General features: G+C 34.0%; 16 protein-coding genes. 10 read left to right on the top strand and 6 right to left on the bottom strand.

What is annotated here, in order from left to right:
• Positions 1 to 2 precede the first annotated feature (2 nt).
• Positions 3 to 335, bottom strand: a complete 333-nt coding sequence (locus QZ136_RS07590) for a Rieske (2Fe-2S) protein (RefSeq protein WP_291402073.1) — start codon at positions 333 to 335, stop codon at positions 3 to 5.
• A gap of 89 nt (positions 336 to 424) precedes the next feature.
• Here QZ136_RS07590 and QZ136_RS07585 point away from each other — a divergent pair, with 89 nt between their 5' ends.
• From QZ136_RS07585 to QZ136_RS07575, 3 genes are all read left to right on the top strand, one after another.
• The gene (locus QZ136_RS07585) at positions 425 to 1,048 is read left to right on the top strand and encodes a 7-carboxy-7-deazaguanine synthase QueE (protein ID WP_291402071.1); all 624 of its coding nucleotides are present in this window, start codon (positions 425 to 427) and stop codon (positions 1,046 to 1,048) included.
• Between the two features lie 95 nt (positions 1,049 to 1,143).
• On the top strand, positions 1,144 to 3,054 hold the full coding sequence (locus QZ136_RS07580; protein WP_291402069.1) for an OmpA family protein: 1,911 nt from the start codon (positions 1,144 to 1,146) through the stop codon (positions 3,052 to 3,054).
• Between the two features lie 2 nt (positions 3,055 to 3,056).
• Positions 3,057 to 3,485 carry a DUF6526 family protein gene (locus tag QZ136_RS07575; RefSeq protein WP_291402066.1) on the top strand — a complete coding sequence of 143 codons (429 nt, stop codon included), beginning with the start codon at positions 3,057 to 3,059 and terminating at the stop codon, positions 3,483 to 3,485.
• A 39-nt stretch (positions 3,486 to 3,524) separates the two neighbouring features.
• Here QZ136_RS07575 and kdsA read toward each other — a convergent pair whose 3' ends face one another.
• Complete coding sequence (kdsA, locus tag QZ136_RS07570; protein ID WP_291402064.1) at positions 3,525 to 4,337, bottom strand: 3-deoxy-8-phosphooctulonate synthase; 813 nt, start codon at positions 4,335 to 4,337, stop codon at positions 3,525 to 3,527.
• Positions 4,337 to 6,523, bottom strand: coding sequence for a DNA helicase RecQ (gene recQ / locus QZ136_RS07565; protein ID WP_291402062.1), 2,187 nt, complete (start codon positions 6,521 to 6,523; stop codon positions 4,337 to 4,339). Before recQ ends, kdsA begins: the two co-directional genes overlap by 1 nt.
• Before the next feature lie 92 nt (positions 6,524 to 6,615).
• Between recQ and QZ136_RS07560 the strand changes: the two genes are divergently transcribed.
• A complete protein-coding gene (locus QZ136_RS07560) occupies positions 6,616 to 7,581 on the top strand; it encodes a KpsF/GutQ family sugar-phosphate isomerase (RefSeq protein WP_291402060.1) in 966 nt (321 codons plus the stop codon).
• A 14-nt stretch (positions 7,582 to 7,595) separates the two neighbouring features.
• Positions 7,596 to 8,678: a mannose-1-phosphate guanylyltransferase gene (locus tag QZ136_RS07555; protein WP_291402058.1), complete on the top strand. Its 1,083-nt coding sequence runs from the start codon at positions 7,596 to 7,598 to the stop codon at positions 8,676 to 8,678.
• Here QZ136_RS07555 and rlmB read toward each other — a convergent pair.
• Positions 8,671 to 9,456 carry a 23S rRNA (guanosine(2251)-2'-O)-methyltransferase RlmB gene (rlmB, locus tag QZ136_RS07550; RefSeq protein ID WP_291402056.1) on the bottom strand — a complete coding sequence of 262 codons (786 nt, stop codon included), beginning with the start codon at positions 9,454 to 9,456 and terminating at the stop codon, positions 8,671 to 8,673. The genes QZ136_RS07555 and rlmB overlap by 8 nt on opposite strands.
• A gap of 284 nt (positions 9,457 to 9,740) precedes the next feature.
• Here rlmB and dnaB point away from each other — a divergent pair, with 284 nt between their 5' ends.
• A complete protein-coding gene (gene dnaB / locus QZ136_RS07545) occupies positions 9,741 to 11,306 on the top strand; it encodes a replicative DNA helicase (protein ID WP_291402054.1) in 1,566 nt (521 codons plus the stop codon).
• 23 nt (positions 11,307 to 11,329) lie between these two features.
• Here dnaB and chrA read toward each other — a convergent pair whose 3' ends face one another.
• Together chrA and QZ136_RS07535 are read right to left on the bottom strand one after the other, a co-directional pair.
• Positions 11,330 to 12,532 (bottom strand): chromate efflux transporter, encoded by a 1,203-nt coding sequence (gene chrA, locus QZ136_RS07540; protein ID WP_291402052.1) that lies wholly within the window; start codon positions 12,530 to 12,532, stop codon positions 11,330 to 11,332.
• Positions 12,533 to 12,537: 5 nt separating this feature from the next.
• Positions 12,538 to 12,873, bottom strand: coding sequence for a tetratricopeptide repeat protein (locus QZ136_RS07535; RefSeq protein WP_291402050.1), 336 nt, complete (start codon positions 12,871 to 12,873; stop codon positions 12,538 to 12,540).
• A gap of 45 nt (positions 12,874 to 12,918) precedes the next feature.
• Here QZ136_RS07535 and QZ136_RS07530 point away from each other — a divergent pair, with 45 nt between their 5' ends.
• The 4 genes from QZ136_RS07530 to QZ136_RS07515 all read left to right on the top strand — a co-directional run bounded on the left by QZ136_RS07530 (position 12,919) and on the right by QZ136_RS07515 (position 16,667).
• Entirely contained in the window at positions 12,919 to 13,656 is a 738-nt protein-coding gene (locus tag QZ136_RS07530) for an electron transfer flavoprotein subunit beta/FixA family protein (protein ID WP_291402048.1), read from the top strand.
• Positions 13,657 to 13,706: 50 nt separating this feature from the next.
• Entirely contained in the window at positions 13,707 to 14,684 is a 978-nt protein-coding gene (locus QZ136_RS07525; protein WP_291402045.1) for an electron transfer flavoprotein subunit alpha/FixB family protein, read from the top strand.
• Between the two features lie 42 nt (positions 14,685 to 14,726).
• The gene (locus tag QZ136_RS07520; protein WP_291402043.1) at positions 14,727 to 15,323 is read left to right on the top strand and encodes a bifunctional nuclease domain-containing protein; all 597 of its coding nucleotides are present in this window, start codon (positions 14,727 to 14,729) and stop codon (positions 15,321 to 15,323) included.
• Between the two features lie 69 nt (positions 15,324 to 15,392).
• Positions 15,393 to 16,667: a nucleoside transporter C-terminal domain-containing protein gene (locus tag QZ136_RS07515; RefSeq protein ID WP_291402041.1), complete on the top strand. Its 1,275-nt coding sequence runs from the start codon at positions 15,393 to 15,395 to the stop codon at positions 16,665 to 16,667.
• The last annotated feature ends 21 nt before the right edge of the window (positions 16,668 to 16,688 follow it).

Raw genomic sequence — 16,688 nt, 5'->3', positions numbered from 1 at the left:
TTTTATTGCCAAAATTTCCACCAAGGCTTTTTAATTCCAATATAAAGTCCATCCTTTCTCATATCCAAAGGATAGGTATCTACATAATTTCTTTGTCCCTCAGCTCCCCTACCTGTCTGTAAATCAAATTCTTGTCGGTGGTACGGACAAACAATCTTACCTTTAGAACACCAACCATTACTGAGTTGTGCACCAGCATGAGGGCAGCTATTCTGCACAGCAAAAAGATTACCTTCTGTGCGTACTAGGCATATTTTCTTGCCAGAAACATTCACTTTTGAGATGAAATCTTCCTTGCTTAATTTATCTATAGAAACAATTTTAATCCAATTCATAGGTTAAAAATATGTCAATTTTATTTCTCTATGTGCTTTCAACAAGCTTAAGATTGTAAAATAAGTATATTTGTATTCTAATTTACAAAATGGCACATCAAATTCCGCCTGACGGCACATTATTACCTTTAATGGAAGAGTTTTACACGATTCAAGGTGAAGGATTTCATTCTGGGAAAGCTGCTTATTTTATTCGTTTAGGCGGTTGCGATGTAGGATGCCATTGGTGTGATGTAAAAGAAAGTTGGGATGCGGAACTTCATCCCCTAACTTCTGCCGATCAAATTGTTGAGAACGCCGAAAAATATCCAGGAAAGGCTGTAGTAGTTACTGGTGGTGAACCCTTGATTTATAATTTAGATTATCTAACTGCTGAACTCCAAAAAAAAGGCATAAAAACTTTTATTGAAACCTCTGGAGCATATCCGCTTTCAGGATCATGGGATTGGATTTGTTTATCACCCAAAAAATTTAAATCGCCTAGACCAGATATTTTACCTTTGGCAGGAGAATTAAAAGTGATTGTCTTTAATAAAAGTGATTTTTTGTGGGCCGAAGAGCATGCAGCTCATGTATCAGACAGATGTAAATTATATTTACAACCTGAATGGTCAAAAAGTGCTGAAATAACCCCTTTAATTATTGATTATGTGATGCAAAATCCCAAATGGGAAGTATCGCTGCAAACACATAAATATCTAAATATTCCATAAATTGACTATTTTCATATAATTGTAATTAATAAAAGGAGTTCATTAACACAATGATTTTTTTGTTTTTTATCTTAAAAAGAAAATAAATAAGGCCAATGTTTAATAGATTCATTTTTATTATTTGCTTTTTACCCCTAGGACTTTTTGCGCAAAAGTCAAGCACTTCAACTGTAAAACAGGCTCAAAAATCCTATAATCAGGCTGTTAGCTATTTAACAAATAATCAAATAGATTTAGCAATTATTGATTTTAAAAAAGCAATTGATTTAGATAATAGATTTTTAGCCGCTTATCAACAACTAGGAGATATCCAAAGAAAATCTGGGAATTACGCAGAGGCTCGTATCAATTATACTAAAATACTTGAAATCGATTCCGAATTTTACCCACTCACCCATTTTTATTTAGCAGAATCTGAGCTAAATACTGGAGATTACTCCAAAGCCATAACACACTTTGAAAGCTATTTGGGCTTTCCCGAAATATCTGCTACCAGCATAGAAAAGACAGGAAAATATTTATTGGACTGTCAATTCAGTTTGAAGGGTATTGAAAAACCAGTTCCATTTGAGCCCAAAAACATCGGGCAAGCAATTAATACCGCAGAGGATGAATATCTTCCTGTTGTTACAGCAGATGAAGAAACTATCATATTTACACGCCAGGCAAATAGAAATGAGGATTTTTATACCAGTAAGAGGGCAAATGAAATATGGGAAAAAGCAACTTATTTAAGTAATAATATAAACAGCCCAGATTATAATGAAGGAGCGCAAAACATATCTCCTGATGGAAAATACCTATTTTTTACAGCATGTAACCGACCAGAAGGTTTAGGAAGATGTGATATTTATCTTTCAAAAAAAGAGGGCAATAATTGGAGTGAACCCTTTAATATTGGAGAACCAATAAATACCTCTGGATGGGAATCACAGCCGTCAATTAGTGCCGATGGCAAAACTTTATATTTTGTAAGCACTCGCAAAGGAGGTTTTGGAGGATATGATATTTGGAGTGCAGAGTTAAATGCTGATGGTAGTTGGAATTCGCCAGTAAACTTAGGACCAAATATCAATACTAAATATGATGAAACTTCGCCATTTATTCATTCTGATGATGAAAGTCTCTATTTTTCATCAAACGGCTGGCCAGGTTTTGGTAATAAAGACTTATTTATAAGTAGGAAAATCCAAAACACGGAAAACAAAACTGATTGGACAAGACCAGTAAATTTAGGCTATCCAATAAATACACATAGTGAAGAAAGTGGCTTGAGTATAAGCCACGACGGAGAAAAAGCCTTTTTTTCAAGCAAGAAAGAAGGTGGTTTTGGAAAATTAGACATTTATTATTTTGAACTTCCTAAAGAACTAAGACCTAGAAATGTAAGCTATGTAAAGGGTATGGTATTTGATAAAATTAATAATCTTAAACTCAATGCACATATTCAGATAAACGATTTAAGTACAGGAAAGATGGTTTTTGACGATTTTACTGAATTGGAGGATGGTAAATTCTTAGCTAGCCTTGTGAATGGTAAAAACTACGGATTAACGGTTAGAAGAGAGGGATATTTATTTTATTCGCATAATTTTTTACTCGATAATATGGAAAAAAACGAGGCATTTCTGCTTGAGATCCCCTTACAAAAAATCGAAATCGGCAAGATTGTAGTCCTTAATAATATATTTTTTAATACTAATAAATTTGATCTATTACCTGAATCAAAAATTGAACTCGAACAAATAGTTCAGTTTTTAAATGAAAATCCCACTTTAAATATTGAAATTGGCGGCCATACCGATAATATTGGAGATGATGAAACTAACCTAACGCTATCTAAAAACAGAGCTAAAACGGTCTTTGAATATCTAATTAATCAAAACATTAGGGCAAATAGATTAAGCTTTAAGGGCTTTGGGGAGACTAATCCAATTTCCGACAATAAAACGGAAGACGGACGTAAACTGAATAGAAGAACTGAATTTAAAATCACAAATAAATAAATATGAATCAAAACTACCAAAACCATGCACGCCTAGTTACAGGCTTTCACAAAGTATTAGGACCTTTATTACTCCTAGGATTTATAGGATCACTTTTTAATCTTTATAAATCATTTGGAAATGACACATTTTATTCGGCAAGTTTAATTACTCTACTTTTTCTTTGCGGTATTTTTCTATTTTGGTACACACGCTCTTTTCCGCTTAAAGCACAAGATAGAGCAATCCGTAGTGAAGAGAATTTCAGATATTACCTATTAACAGGAAAAGGACTACCAAGTGAATTGAGTATGGGACAAATTGTAGCATTAAGATTTGCACCAGACGAAGAATTTCCTGGCTTAGTTGAAAAGGCAGTTTCAGAAAAACTAGATTCAAAATCGATTAAACAAGCTATAAAAAACTGGAAACCAGATTATTATAGAGTTTAAAAAAATAGCCCCCTTAAATTAAGGAGGCTAAAATTAGAATCAGGAAATAGCTTTCCTGATTCTAATTAATTTAATCATCAAATCTTCGAGTAAGTCAAGATGAAGCATATTAGCTCCATCAGATTTTGCGTTAGCTGGATCGGGATGAGTTTCAATGAATAAACCATCAGAACCCACTGCAATAGCCGCCTTTGCAATTGTTTCAATAAGCGCTGGCTTACCTCCTGTAACTCCACTTGCTTGATTTGGTTGTTGCAGAGAATGTGTACAATCCATAACTACAGGAACACCAAAACTTCTCATTTCAGGAATCCCTCTGTAATCAACAATTATATCTTGATACCCAAATGTATTTCCACGATCTGTTAAAATCACATTAGGATTTCCTGATTCTTGAATTTTCTCTACTGCAAATTTCATTGAACCTGCAGAAAGGAATTGACCTTTTTTAACATTGATTGTTTTCCCAGTTTTAGCTGCAGCAACCAATAAATCGGTTTGGCGGCATAAGAAAGCAGGAATTTGTAAAACATCAACATATTCGGCTGCAATGGCTGCTTCGTGACTTTCGTGAATGTCTGTAACTGTAGGAATACCAAACTCTTTACTAACTTTATTAAGTATTTGAAGTGCTTTTTCGTCTCCAATTCCTGTAAATGAGTCCAATCTTGAACGATTTGCCTTACGGTAAGAACCCTTAAATATTAAAGGAATTTCAAGCTTATCACTTATTTTTACAATTTTTTCAGCGATTTTGAGAGCAATTTCTTCACCTTCAATAACGCAAGGTCCGGCCATTAAGAAAAAATTTCCAGACTCAGTATGTTTAATTTGGGGAATATTGGTAATCATTAATTTCCTAGTTCAGATAAAAATTTAATACGCATTAATTGTAATTCTTCGCGAGTATAATCTTCGGGGCCGAGCTCTTTAAGTGCATCTTCGATAGAATCAGTTTCTGTTGATCTAAAGTAATCAAACACTTCCTCTTGCCTATCTTCTTCAAGCATTTCGTCGATATAATAGTTAAGATTAAGTTTCGTACCCGAATTAACGATAGTTTCAAGCTCCTTTAAAATGTCATCGAATGAAATACCTTTAGCTGAAGCAATATCCTCCAAAGATATTTGGCGGTCAATATTTTGAATGATAGAAACCTTTAAAGCTGATTTATTAGCAGCACTTTTTATGATTAAATCTACTGGGCGATCGATATCATTATCATCCACATACTTTTTAATCAGATCTATGAAAGGAGTTCCGAATTTCATGGCCTTTCCAGATCCAACACCCTGAATTTGCTTTAATTCATCAATTGAAACAGGGTAATGAGTACACATCTCATCCAGTGAAGGATCTTGAAAAATTACAAAAGGAGGTAAATTCTTTTGTTTGGCGATTTTTTTTCTCAAATCCTTCAACATTTGAAGCAATTGAGTGTCTAATGCACCTCCTTGATGATGAGATTCTTCAACTTCATCTTCGGCCACATCCATTAAATAATTAAGAATAAACTTAAGAGAATGAGGATTTTCAATAAATGAAATCCCAGACTTAGTTAATTTAAGAAGTCCGTAATTATCAATATCCTTAAATACAAAATTATTCAAGACCATTTGACGCATCAAAGATTTCCATAGGATTTCGCCATCTTCTTTGCCGGAGCCAAACACAGGCAATTTACTATGCTCATAGGAGCTAATTTGAGGTGTTTCAATACCCAACATGATATTAATAATATGTTGATCATCAAATTTCTCTCCTAAATCTTTAATAAGAGCCAAGGCTTTAATTAAAGGAGCCTCTGCATCGAAATAAGTCTTAGGGTGGCGACAATTATCACACATATTATCACATCCCGTTTCATTAAAATTTTCACCAAAATAATGAAGAATTTGTTTTCGCCTGCAGACAGATGATTCGGCATAATCAATAACCTCTTTCAATATCTGAGTACCTATTTCTCTTTCAGAAACAGGCTTATCTTTCATGAATTTGGTTAGTTTTTCAATATCTTTTTCAGAATAAAAAGCAACACAAATACCTTCACCACCATCACGTCCTGCACGACCTGTTTCCTGATAATAGCCCTCCATACTTTTTGGAATATCATGATGAATAACATATCGAACATCTGGTTTATCTATTCCCATACCAAAAGCTATGGTTGCTACAATAACATCCACATCTTCCATCAGGAAATTATCTTGGGTCTCTGCACGCGTCTTAGGATCAAGTCCCGCATGATATGGCAAAGCCTTAATTCCATTCAGTTTTAGCGCTTCAGCCACTTCTTCTACCTTTTTACGACTCAAGCAATAAACTATTCCAGATTTTCCTGAATTTTGCTTAGCATACCTTACAATCTCTTTAATTGCGTTACGCTTAGCACGTACTTCGTAAAATAAATTAGGTCGATTAAAGGATGATTTGAAAAGCACTGCATTATTCATTTGCAGATTCTTTTGAATATCTTGTTGTACTTTAGGAGTAGCTGTTGCAGTAAGCGCAATAATTGGAATATTTTCCCCAATATTATCAATCACCTGTCTAATTCTTCGATATTCAGGTCTAAAATCATGCCCCCATTCAGAAATACAATGTGCTTCATCAACTGCAACAAAAGAAATCGAAATACCTCTTAAAAAATCAATATTTTCTTGCTTCGTTAAAGATTCTGGAGCAACGTATAATAATTTAGTCTCACCACTGGATACATCTTCCTTTACCTTAGTAATTTCAGACTTATTAAGTGAGGAATTTAAGAAGTGAGCAATACTGTCAGTCCCACCAAATGCCCTTAACTGATCCACTTGATTTTTCATCAAAGCGATCAATGGTGAAATAACTATGGCAGTCCCCTCACTCATTAAAGCTGGCAATTGATAACAAATGGATTTCCCTCCACCTGTTGGCATAATTACAAAAGTATCTTTCTTTTGAAGTATACTGGTTATAATGGCTTCCTGATCACCTTTAAAGTTATCAAAGCCAAAAAAATTCTGTAAATTATCGAATAACGATTTGTTTATTTCCATTATTTAACTGGAAAAAATTGAAAATAGGTCATAATAATATTCAAAATAACATATTTTTGCGGTAAATTATATAATTATTAAAAAAAAATCATTTGAAAAATAAGATTGAAATATTAGAAATAGCACGAAAGACGCTTCAAATTGAAGCGGAAGGCATAAATCGAATTTCAACACAATTGAACGATGATTTTTCAGAAATAGTACATCAAATTTTGTACCTAAAAGCCAGAGTGATATTAACTGGCATTGGAAAAAGTGCAATAATAGCGCAAAAAATTGTCGCTACATTTAATTCTACAGGTACACCAGCTATATTCATGCACGCTGCAGACGCCATACACGGCGATTTGGGCATGATTCAACAAAATGATTTAGTAATTTGTATTTCAAAAAGTGGCAATACCCCCGAAATTAAGGTTTTAGTGCCATTATTGAAACAAGGAGGAAATAAACTTGTCGCAATGGCAGGTGACAAAAACTCATTTTTAGCTAAAGAAGCTGATTGGTTGCTGGATACTTCTGTTGATATTGAAGCATGCCCTCATAATTTAGCTCCTACAACCAGTACCACTGCACAATTGGCTATGGGTGACGCTTTGGCAGTTTGTTTACTTGAATGTCGCGAATTTAGCAGTTCCGATTTTGCTAAATACCATCCTGGAGGGTCTTTAGGAAAACGGTTATATTTAACAGTTGGAACATTGGCCTCACAAAATGAGAAACCATTTGTTAATTCATCTGCAACTGTAAAAGAGGTGATTATAGAAATTACGAGAAATAGACTTGGTGCTGTAGCCGTTGTAGATGAGGGGATATTAAGAGGAATTATTACTGATGGTGATATTCGTAGAATGTTGAATAATAATCTAAATATTGATGGTTTAACGGCAGCTAACATCATGACAAAATCTCCAAAATATATAGATAAGAACGAACTTGCCATTAACGCACTTGAAATTCTTCGCGTTAACAATATCTCTCAAATACTTGTAGGTTCTGAAAGCAAGTTTGAGGGATTCATACACCTTCATGATCTTTTGAAAGAAGGAATAATTTAAGATTTAGAGCAAATATGAAAAATCATTACGTCCTAATAATGGCAGGTGGCATTGGAAGTAGATTCTGGCCATTAAGTCGTACTTCTCATCCCAAACAATTTATTGATATTTTGGGAACAGGAAAAACACTTATACAGCAAACGTTTGAACGATTTTTAAATATTGTTCCAAAAGAGAATATATTCATTTTAACGAATGAAAACTATATAAATCTTGTGATAGACCAACTTCCTGGTATTGATCAATCACAAATCCTTGCAGAGCCAATTATGCGCAATACAGCTCCTTGTATTGCTTATGGAAGTCATAAAATTCGGAGAATAAACCCGGATGCTGCAATTGTAGTGTCACCTTCCGACCATTTAATTTTGGATCCTGAAGAATTTACTCGCTGTATTAAAAAATCATTAGACACAGCATTAAATAACGACTGTTTAATTACCCTTGGAATAAAACCATCAAGGCCAGACACAGGTTATGGCTATATTCAATACAATAATTCTAAAATTGGCGAAGATTTTTTCAAAGTAAAAACCTTTACAGAAAAGCCAAATTTAGAAATCGCTAAAACATTTGTCCAAAGTGGCGATTTTCTATGGAATGCAGGCATTTTTGTTTGGTCTGTTAAAAATATTCTAAATTCCTTCGAAGCTCATCTCCCAGAGATGAACGATATTTTTAAAGAAGGAGAAAATATGTACAATACCACTAAAGAATCCGAATTTGTACAATCAGCATTTTCACAGTGTACAAATATTTCGATTGATTATGGAATCATGGAGAAAGCTGACAATGTGTATGTTTTACCAGCTGAATTTGGCTGGTCTGATCTTGGTACATGGGCATCAATTTATGATTTATCTGAAAAGGATTATGTTGGAAATGCTGTAATACCTTCCGAAAGGGTAATCATGTACGACTCTTCAAATTGTATGGTCAATGTTTCTAAAGACAAACTACTCGTACTTCAAGGACTTCATGATTTTATTGTGGTAGAAGAAAATAACACCATTTTAATTTGTCCTAGAGATAAAGAGCAAGAAATCAAGCAAATAGTTGCTGATGTAAAGCAGAGATTTGGTACTGAATTTATTTAGTAGCTAGCTTTTGCCTAACAGCTTCATACAATAGAATACCAGCTGAGACTGACACGTTTAGTGATTCAATTTCACCAAACATAGGAATCTTAGCAAGATGGTCTGAAATACGGATTAAATCAGTTGAAATACCATTTTCTTCTGAGCCCATAATGATGGTTGTTGGAACGGTATAATCAGGCTGGTAAAGAAAGTCGTTAGTTTTTTCAGTACACGCAACTAATTGTAAACCAGATTCTTGTAAAAATTTGGCTGTTTTAAAAAGACTTTCATGCCTACATACAGGTATTTTATAGAGAGCACCTGCAGAGGTTTTAATTGCATCTGGGTTAATTTGAGCTGAGCCTTTAGCAGGGACTATAATTGCATGAACACCCGCACATTCAGCTGTTCTAGCGATAGCTCCAAAATTTCGAACATCTGTAATACCATCAAGTATCAAGATCAAAGGAACTTCTCCCCTTTCATAAATCAAGGGAATTATATTTTCTATTTTATCATAACTAATTGGAGATATAAAAGCTATTGCACCCTGATGGTTTTTAGTCGTTAAGCGATTTAATTTTTCAACTGGAACCAATTGAAAACCAATTTCTTGATCTTTCAGCAAGGCACGCAATTCAAGAATAATCCCACCGGTTAGTCCTCTTTGTAAGAACAAATTCTCTATTTCTTTACCACTTTTAATAGCCTCAATAATAGCACGAATTCCAAATACCATTTGATTAGACTCATGGACTTCATGCTCACGTTTTCTTTTAAAAGGGCTACCGTTCATTTTATGATTTTATTTATTGGCGAAGGTAGATATAATTTCCATTTTCAAATAAAATTGTATGATAATTAGCACGTAGTTTTGGTTTATTAACATGATAAAAAATTATTAACACTTGATTTAATCCACTATAAAGGCAGTTTTTTAAAGATATTAACATATTTTTTTGTTTTAATGTTTATAAAATAGTCGAATTTTTCGATCAATTAACAAGAAATAAATCGTTCAATATTTTTGTGTGAAAAACTTAAACAATTGGACTCTATTTTTTATCTACTTTTGTTGTTATGAGTTTAGGTCAGGAACAAGAATACAATAAAGGCACAAAGGGAACATTTTCTGCTGATCGCAGAAATAAATTGACTACTATGGCTAGTGGATTAGGCAAACTTCCACCACAAGCAATAGATCTAGAAGAAGCAGTTCTAGGTGCACTAATGTTGGAAAAAGATGCTTTATCAGCTGTAATTGACATTTTAAATCCGGCAGTATTTTACAAGGATAGTCATCAAAAAATCTTTGAAGCTATTCAGTTTTTGTTTCAAAAGTCATCACCCATTGATATCCTAACTGTTACAGCTCAATTAAGACAACAGGGTGATTTAGAAATGATTGGAGGTGCGTATTATATCACCGAGCTTACCAATCGCGTAGCATCAGCAGCAAACATTGAATATCATGCCCGAATAATTTCGCAAAAATTTATTCAGCGTGAACTAATTCGAATTTCTACAGAAATTATCAGTAAGTCGTATGAAGATACAACCGATATTTTCGATCTTTTGGATCATGCAGAGAAAAATTTATTTGATATAGCACAAAACAATTTGCGTAGAGATTCTAGGAAAATGGATGAAATCATCCGTGAATCATTGGATAATCTCGAAAAAATAAAAGATAAAGTTGATGGATTAACTGGTGTTGCTTCTGGTTTTACTGCACTCGATAGAATAACCTCTGGATGGCAGCCCTCTGATCTTGTAATTATAGCAGCAAGACCAGCAATGGGTAAAACAGCTTTTGTTTTGAGTTGTGCTCGAAATGCGGCTGTTCAGTTTAATAAGCCTGTGGTGTTCTTTTCACTGGAGATGTCATCAGTTCAGCTTGTTAATCGTCTTATTTCTGGAGAAACAGAAATTGAACAAGAAAAAATTAGAAAAGGTCATTTAGCTGAATGGGAATGGCAGCAACTTCATTCCAAAATCGGCAAATTAACAGAAGCTCCCCTATTTATAGATGATACACCAGCCTTAAATATTTTTGAATTTAGAGCTAAATGTAGGCGTTTGAAGGCTCAATACGATATTCAAATGATTATCATCGATTATTTACAATTGATGCATGGGAAAAGCGATGGAAAAGGTGGCAACCGTGAACAAGAAATAGGTAGTATTTCAAGAGCATTAAAATCTGTAGCTAAGGAATTAAACGTACCTGTTATTGCTCTATCTCAATTAAGTCGTGCAGTAGAAAACCGTCCTGGAGGAAGTAAAAAGCCAATGTTGTCGGATTTGAGGGAATCTGGATCAATTGAACAAGATGCTGATATGGTATTATTCCTTTACCGACCAGAGTATTATGGTTTAACAGAAGATGAAGAAGGTCGATCAACCATCGGAATAGGTGAAGTTATTATTGCAAAACATAGAAATGGAGAGACAGGTACAGTACCACTTCGATTTGTTGGTAAATTCGTTAAATTCCTTGATTTAGAAGAAGATTTTAGTAATCCTGCAGGAAATAATCCTAACCCATTTGCTGGAATTTCACCTTCAGACGATTTTGAAAAACCCAACAACTTCATTATACGACCTTCCAGAATGGATGATATGGATGACGAACAACCATTTTAAAGTTTATTGATTTATCGAATTACCTAGATAAAAAAACCTATAATTACACCAAATAGAATAATAAATGGAGTTTTTATCTTAGTGAATTGAAGTAATAAGAAAGTAAGTATTACTATCACCATCGATATTAAATCAACACCTACTGGCTTTAATAAAAGAAAAAACGCTGCAATCATAAAACCAACAGATACAGCATTAATACCTGATAATGAATTTTTAATACGTGTAATCTTCTTTAAATCATTCCAAAAAGGGACAATAAAAAGAATCAAAATTAATCCAGGTAAATTTATTCCTAAAACAGCAATCACACTGCCCATAATTTGTCCGTAAATACTATAACCTGCATTTTTCAAAGTCATCCCACCAACAAAAGAAGTAAAAGAGAAGGTAGGACCAGGTAAAGCTTGTTGAAAAGCATAACCAGATAAAAATTGATTAGAATCTAAATAAGACTTCATCTCAACAAATTCTGTATACATAAACGGTACCAGTACTTGTCCCCCACCAAAAATCATTATTCCATTCCGATAGAAGTTTTCAAACAAACGAATTGGCAAACTGAAGGGAGATGTCCTATTTATTAGAGCACCCAAAGCGGCAAAAAATAATAGGACACCTACAAAATAGGCTATCTTTTTCGGATTAATATTTGAAAACAACTTTAATCTGAGCTTATTCTCCTCTGCGGCTGATTGAATGGTAGAAGAAACTATTCCACCTACTAAAATTAAAATTGGAAAAGCATAAGCATTTCTTAAAATTAAAGTAGCAAATAAAGAACCTAATGCTAACCAAATGGCTATTTGTGATTTTAAAACCGCTTGAGCAAATGAAAATGCTGCATAACCTACAATTCCAACTGCTATAGGTTGAATATATTCCAAAACTTTATCGAATTTTTCCTTTTGGCCTAATATCGTATAACTTAAAACCGCTAAACACATCAATGCAGTTGATGGAATTATCCAAATAAAAAAAGTAAAAATAGCCATTGGCAATCCCCCTACTTTAAAAGCAATTCCAATTAGGGTTTGGGTAGAAGAAGGGCCAGGAAGTATTTGTGTTAAAGCATTCAGTTCAAGAAGTTCAGTTTCAGAAATATATTGCCTTTTCCTTACAAAATTTTTAAGCATCAAGCCCAAATGTGCTTGCGCACCGCCAAAAGCAGTAAGTGTAAACCAAACTACATCATAAATAAATATCAATTGGCGTTTGGTCCACATTTTATTTAATCGTCTTCATAATCTAAACCTACAGCCGAATTGTAAACTGCTTGTAACTCTGAAAAAGCGTGATTATCACCTGCTTTTCTAGCAATTTGCATGCCTTTTTGATAAATAAGAATAGCTTCAGGCTTCTTTTCTAAACGTTCATACAATTTTCCAGCATGATAATAAGTACCTACATAATCAGGATGTTGTGTCATTAAATCATCATAATAAAATAATGCTTTCTCTAAATCATTCTGACTCATGTATTCAGTTGCTAATGCATACTTTAAAAAAGGGTCCGTAGGCTCATTTTCAAGAAAAGTCAAAAGCTTTTGTAAACGTATATGATGCATTTTATTATATCTTTTTTAAGTAGATTTGTAAAAAGAGAAATCTATATGAAAATATTAGTTTGTATAAGTAACGTTCCCGATACAACAGCAAAAATAAGTTTTAGCGGTGATAATACACAATTCAATACGACAGGTGTTCAATATATATTAAACCCATATGATGAAATTGCTTTAGCAAGAGCGATTGAATTGACCGAAAACGGTAAAGGGACTGTAACAGTAATTCATGTTGGAGATATTAACTCAGAACCAACAATCAGAAAAGCACTAGCTATTGGTGCTGATGATGCAGTTCGTGTAAATTCGGCTCCTAGAGACGCTTATTTTGTTTCTTCTCAAATAGCGCATTATGCAAAAGAAAAAGGATTTGATTTAATCTTAACTGGTCGTGAATCAATAGACTATAATGGTTCACAAATTGCTGCCATGTTAGGAGAATTATTAAACATTCCTTCCATCTCGATTGTTAAAAAAATAGATATTGATGGTAGCAAAGCGAATGTAGTTCGAGAAATTGAAGGTGGTAAAGAAATTTTAAATGTTTCCTTGCCATTTGTAGCTAGCTGTGCTGAGGGAGTGGCAGAGCCTAAAATCCCAAATATGCGTGGCATAATGTCGGCCAGAACAAAAACACTTGATGTGATAGAAGCTGTATCGGTAGATGAATTAGTTAAATTCACCTCCTATTCAGTTCCAGCTCCAAGAGGCTCAGTTACCATGCTTTTAGATAATGAAGTAGAGAAATTAGTTAATCTTTTACATACAGAAGCAAAAGTTATTTAATAAACAGATCATCGATTTTAACCCCCTTTAAAAGGGCCAAATTTATAAATATGTCGGTTTTAGTATACGTTGAGAATGCAGGTGGTAAATTTAAGAAATCCACATTTGAAGTAGTTTCATATGCTGCGGCAGTGTCAAAGCAGCTAAACACAGATTTAATAGCAATTTCCATTGGAAATGTTGAACAATCTGATTTAAGTAATATTGGCAATTATGGTGCTAAAAAGATATTAAATGTCAGCAATGATCAATTAAAAACTTTTGTAAACCAAGCTTATGCATCAATAATAGCAGAAGCAGCAAAAAAAGAAAGTGCAAGTGTTGTAATTTTATCGAATTCGTTCACTGGAAAAGGTCTTTCGCCACGTGTTGCGGTAAAATTGGGCGCGGGACTTGTTGATGCAGCAGTAGAGCTTCCAAAAATTGAAAATAATGTCTTCACCGTTAAAAGAACAGCATTTTCTGGGAAAGCTTTTGCAACAGTTGAATTAACGTCAGCAATAAAAGTGATTGCATTAAATCCAAATTCTTATCAGATTAATGAAAGTAACGATGTAGCTGTAGTCGAAAATTTTGCTCCTGAATTGAACGATTCAGATTTCGGAACTATGGTTTCTGAAATTGTGAGAGCTAGTGATAAAATTGCTCTACCTGATGCCGAATTAGTCGTTTCAGCTGGTCGTGGTATGAAAGGACCAGAAAATTGGGCTATGATTGAAGAGCTTGCAAAAACACTTGGAGCAGCAACAGCATGCTCAAAACCTATTTCTGATGCTGGTTGGAGACCTCACGAAGAGCATGTTGGTCAAACAGGAATAGCCGTAAGTCCGAATTTATACATTGCCATTGGGATTTCTGGTGCCATTCAACATCTAGCAGGTGTTAGCTCATCAAAAACTATTGTTGTGATAAATAAAGATCCAGAAGCACCATTTTTCAAAGTGGCTGATTATGGTATTGTTGGTGATGCATTTGATGTAGTTCCCAAATTAATAGATGCTGTTAAAGCTTATAAAGCGCATTCTTAAAACATTTTTTAGTTTTAATTCATTACAATTCAGTCTTTATTTATGAAGAAGATTAAACTAGATATTGTAGGCTTATCTTACAGTCAGACTCAATCTGGTGCATATGCATTAGTATTAGGAGAAGTGCATGGACGAAGAAGATTACCTATAATAATAGGAAGTTTCGAAGCCCAAGCAATAGCCATCGAAATTGAAAAAATGACTCCTAGTAGACCTTTAACTCACGATCTTTTCAAATCATTGGCTGAAAACTATCATTTAAACATCCAAGAAATAATTATTTATAACCTTGTAGACGGGATATTTTACGCTAAATTAATCTGTTCAGATGGCAAAAAAACAAGTGAGATTGATGCTAGAACTTCTGATGCAATAGCTTTAGCTGTACGTTTTGACTGTCCAATTTATACCTATGAGTTTATTTTAGCTAGTGCAGGAATTGTAATTGAAGGCAATGATTTCGTTTTTCTTGAAAATATAGAAACACCTAAAGAAGAAAAAGTAGCCGGCACCGCTTTAAATTACAGTGCTCTATCTGAAGATGAATTAAAAACTAAATTGAAGAATGCACTTGCAGAAGAAGCTTATGAAAAGGCTGCAAGCATACGTGATGAACTTTCAAGAAGAAAATCTTCATGAATTTTCGAATAATTCATTATTTATAAATCTTATTCCTAAATTTCACGATTAATTCATTTTATTCATTCTATGGAAAGATTTACAGGTCTTATTGGCGTTTTTTTAATTTTTGGTATCGCTTTTTTAATGTCTAATAACAGAAAAGCGATAAATTATAGGTTAGTTCTTTCTGGAATAGCTATACAATTATCACTTGCAATTTTCATCCTTAAAGTTCCAGTAGGAAAAGCAATCTTCGCTTGGCTGGGTACTGCAGTGACTAAAATCCTTAATTTCTCACAAAAAGGTGCTGAATTTGTATTTGGCCCCCTAGTTAATTCGGTTAACATGGGTAAAGCTTTTGGAGCTGGAAATGAGTTTATCTTTTTCTTCAATATTATCCCTACCATAATATTTGTTGCGGTTTTAGTGAGTGTAGCTTATTATTTGGGAATTATGCAACGGATTGTAAAATTCATTGCTATGATTGTTTATAAGCTTATGGGCGTGTCTGGATCTGAAGCCTTATCAAACGTTGCAAGTGCCTTTGTTGGGCAAGTAGAAGCTCAAATCATGATAAAACCTTATTTAAAAGGTATGACTATGTCTGAACTTTTAGCATCTATGACCGGAAGCATGGCATGTATTGCGGGTGGGGTTATGGCAGTATATATCGCAATGGGTGTACCAGCTGAATATTTAATTGCTGCAAGTTTAATGGCTGCTCCGGCTGCTCTTGTTATATCTAAAATCGTTTGGCCTGAAACTGAGATTTCAGAAACAAAAGGAAGAGTATCTCTAGAAATTAAAAAAACAAATGCGAATCTAGTAGATGCAATTTCTCATGGGGCAAGTGATGGATTAAAGGTTGGTTTAAATGTAGTAGCCATGCTTATTGGGTTTATTGCAATAATTGCTTTGGTCGATTTTGTTTTAGGAAAAATAGGCTTGGGATTAAGTAGTTTAGGCCTTTCACTTTCATTTATAGGAATTAATTTACAGACGCTTAGTCTAAATCAAATTTTAGGATCTTTATTCTCAGTTTTTGCTTATGCAATGGGAGTTCCAGGAAAAGATATCCAGGTAGCTGGTTCTTTAATGGGGACTAAAATGGTAATCAATGAATTTGTTGCCTACCTCGATTTAGTAAAAATCAAGGAAACCCTTGATCAGAAAACAATATTAATAACCAGTTTCGCATTATGCGGTTTTGCTAATTTTAGTTCAATTGCTATACAAGTTGGAGGTATCGGAGAACTTTCTCCAGAAAGAAGAACAGACCTTGCTAAACTAGGTATGAGAGCATTAATTTGTGGTACACTTGCCTCCTACTTATCAGCAACAATAGCTGGTATTTTAATGTAAATATTATTTTATTCAAATATT

It is taken from the genome of Daejeonella sp. (assembly GCF_017495225.1).
GTDB lineage: Bacteria > Bacteroidota > Bacteroidia > Sphingobacteriales > Sphingobacteriaceae > Daejeonella.
This window is presented reverse-complemented; position numbering and strand designations above follow the sequence as displayed.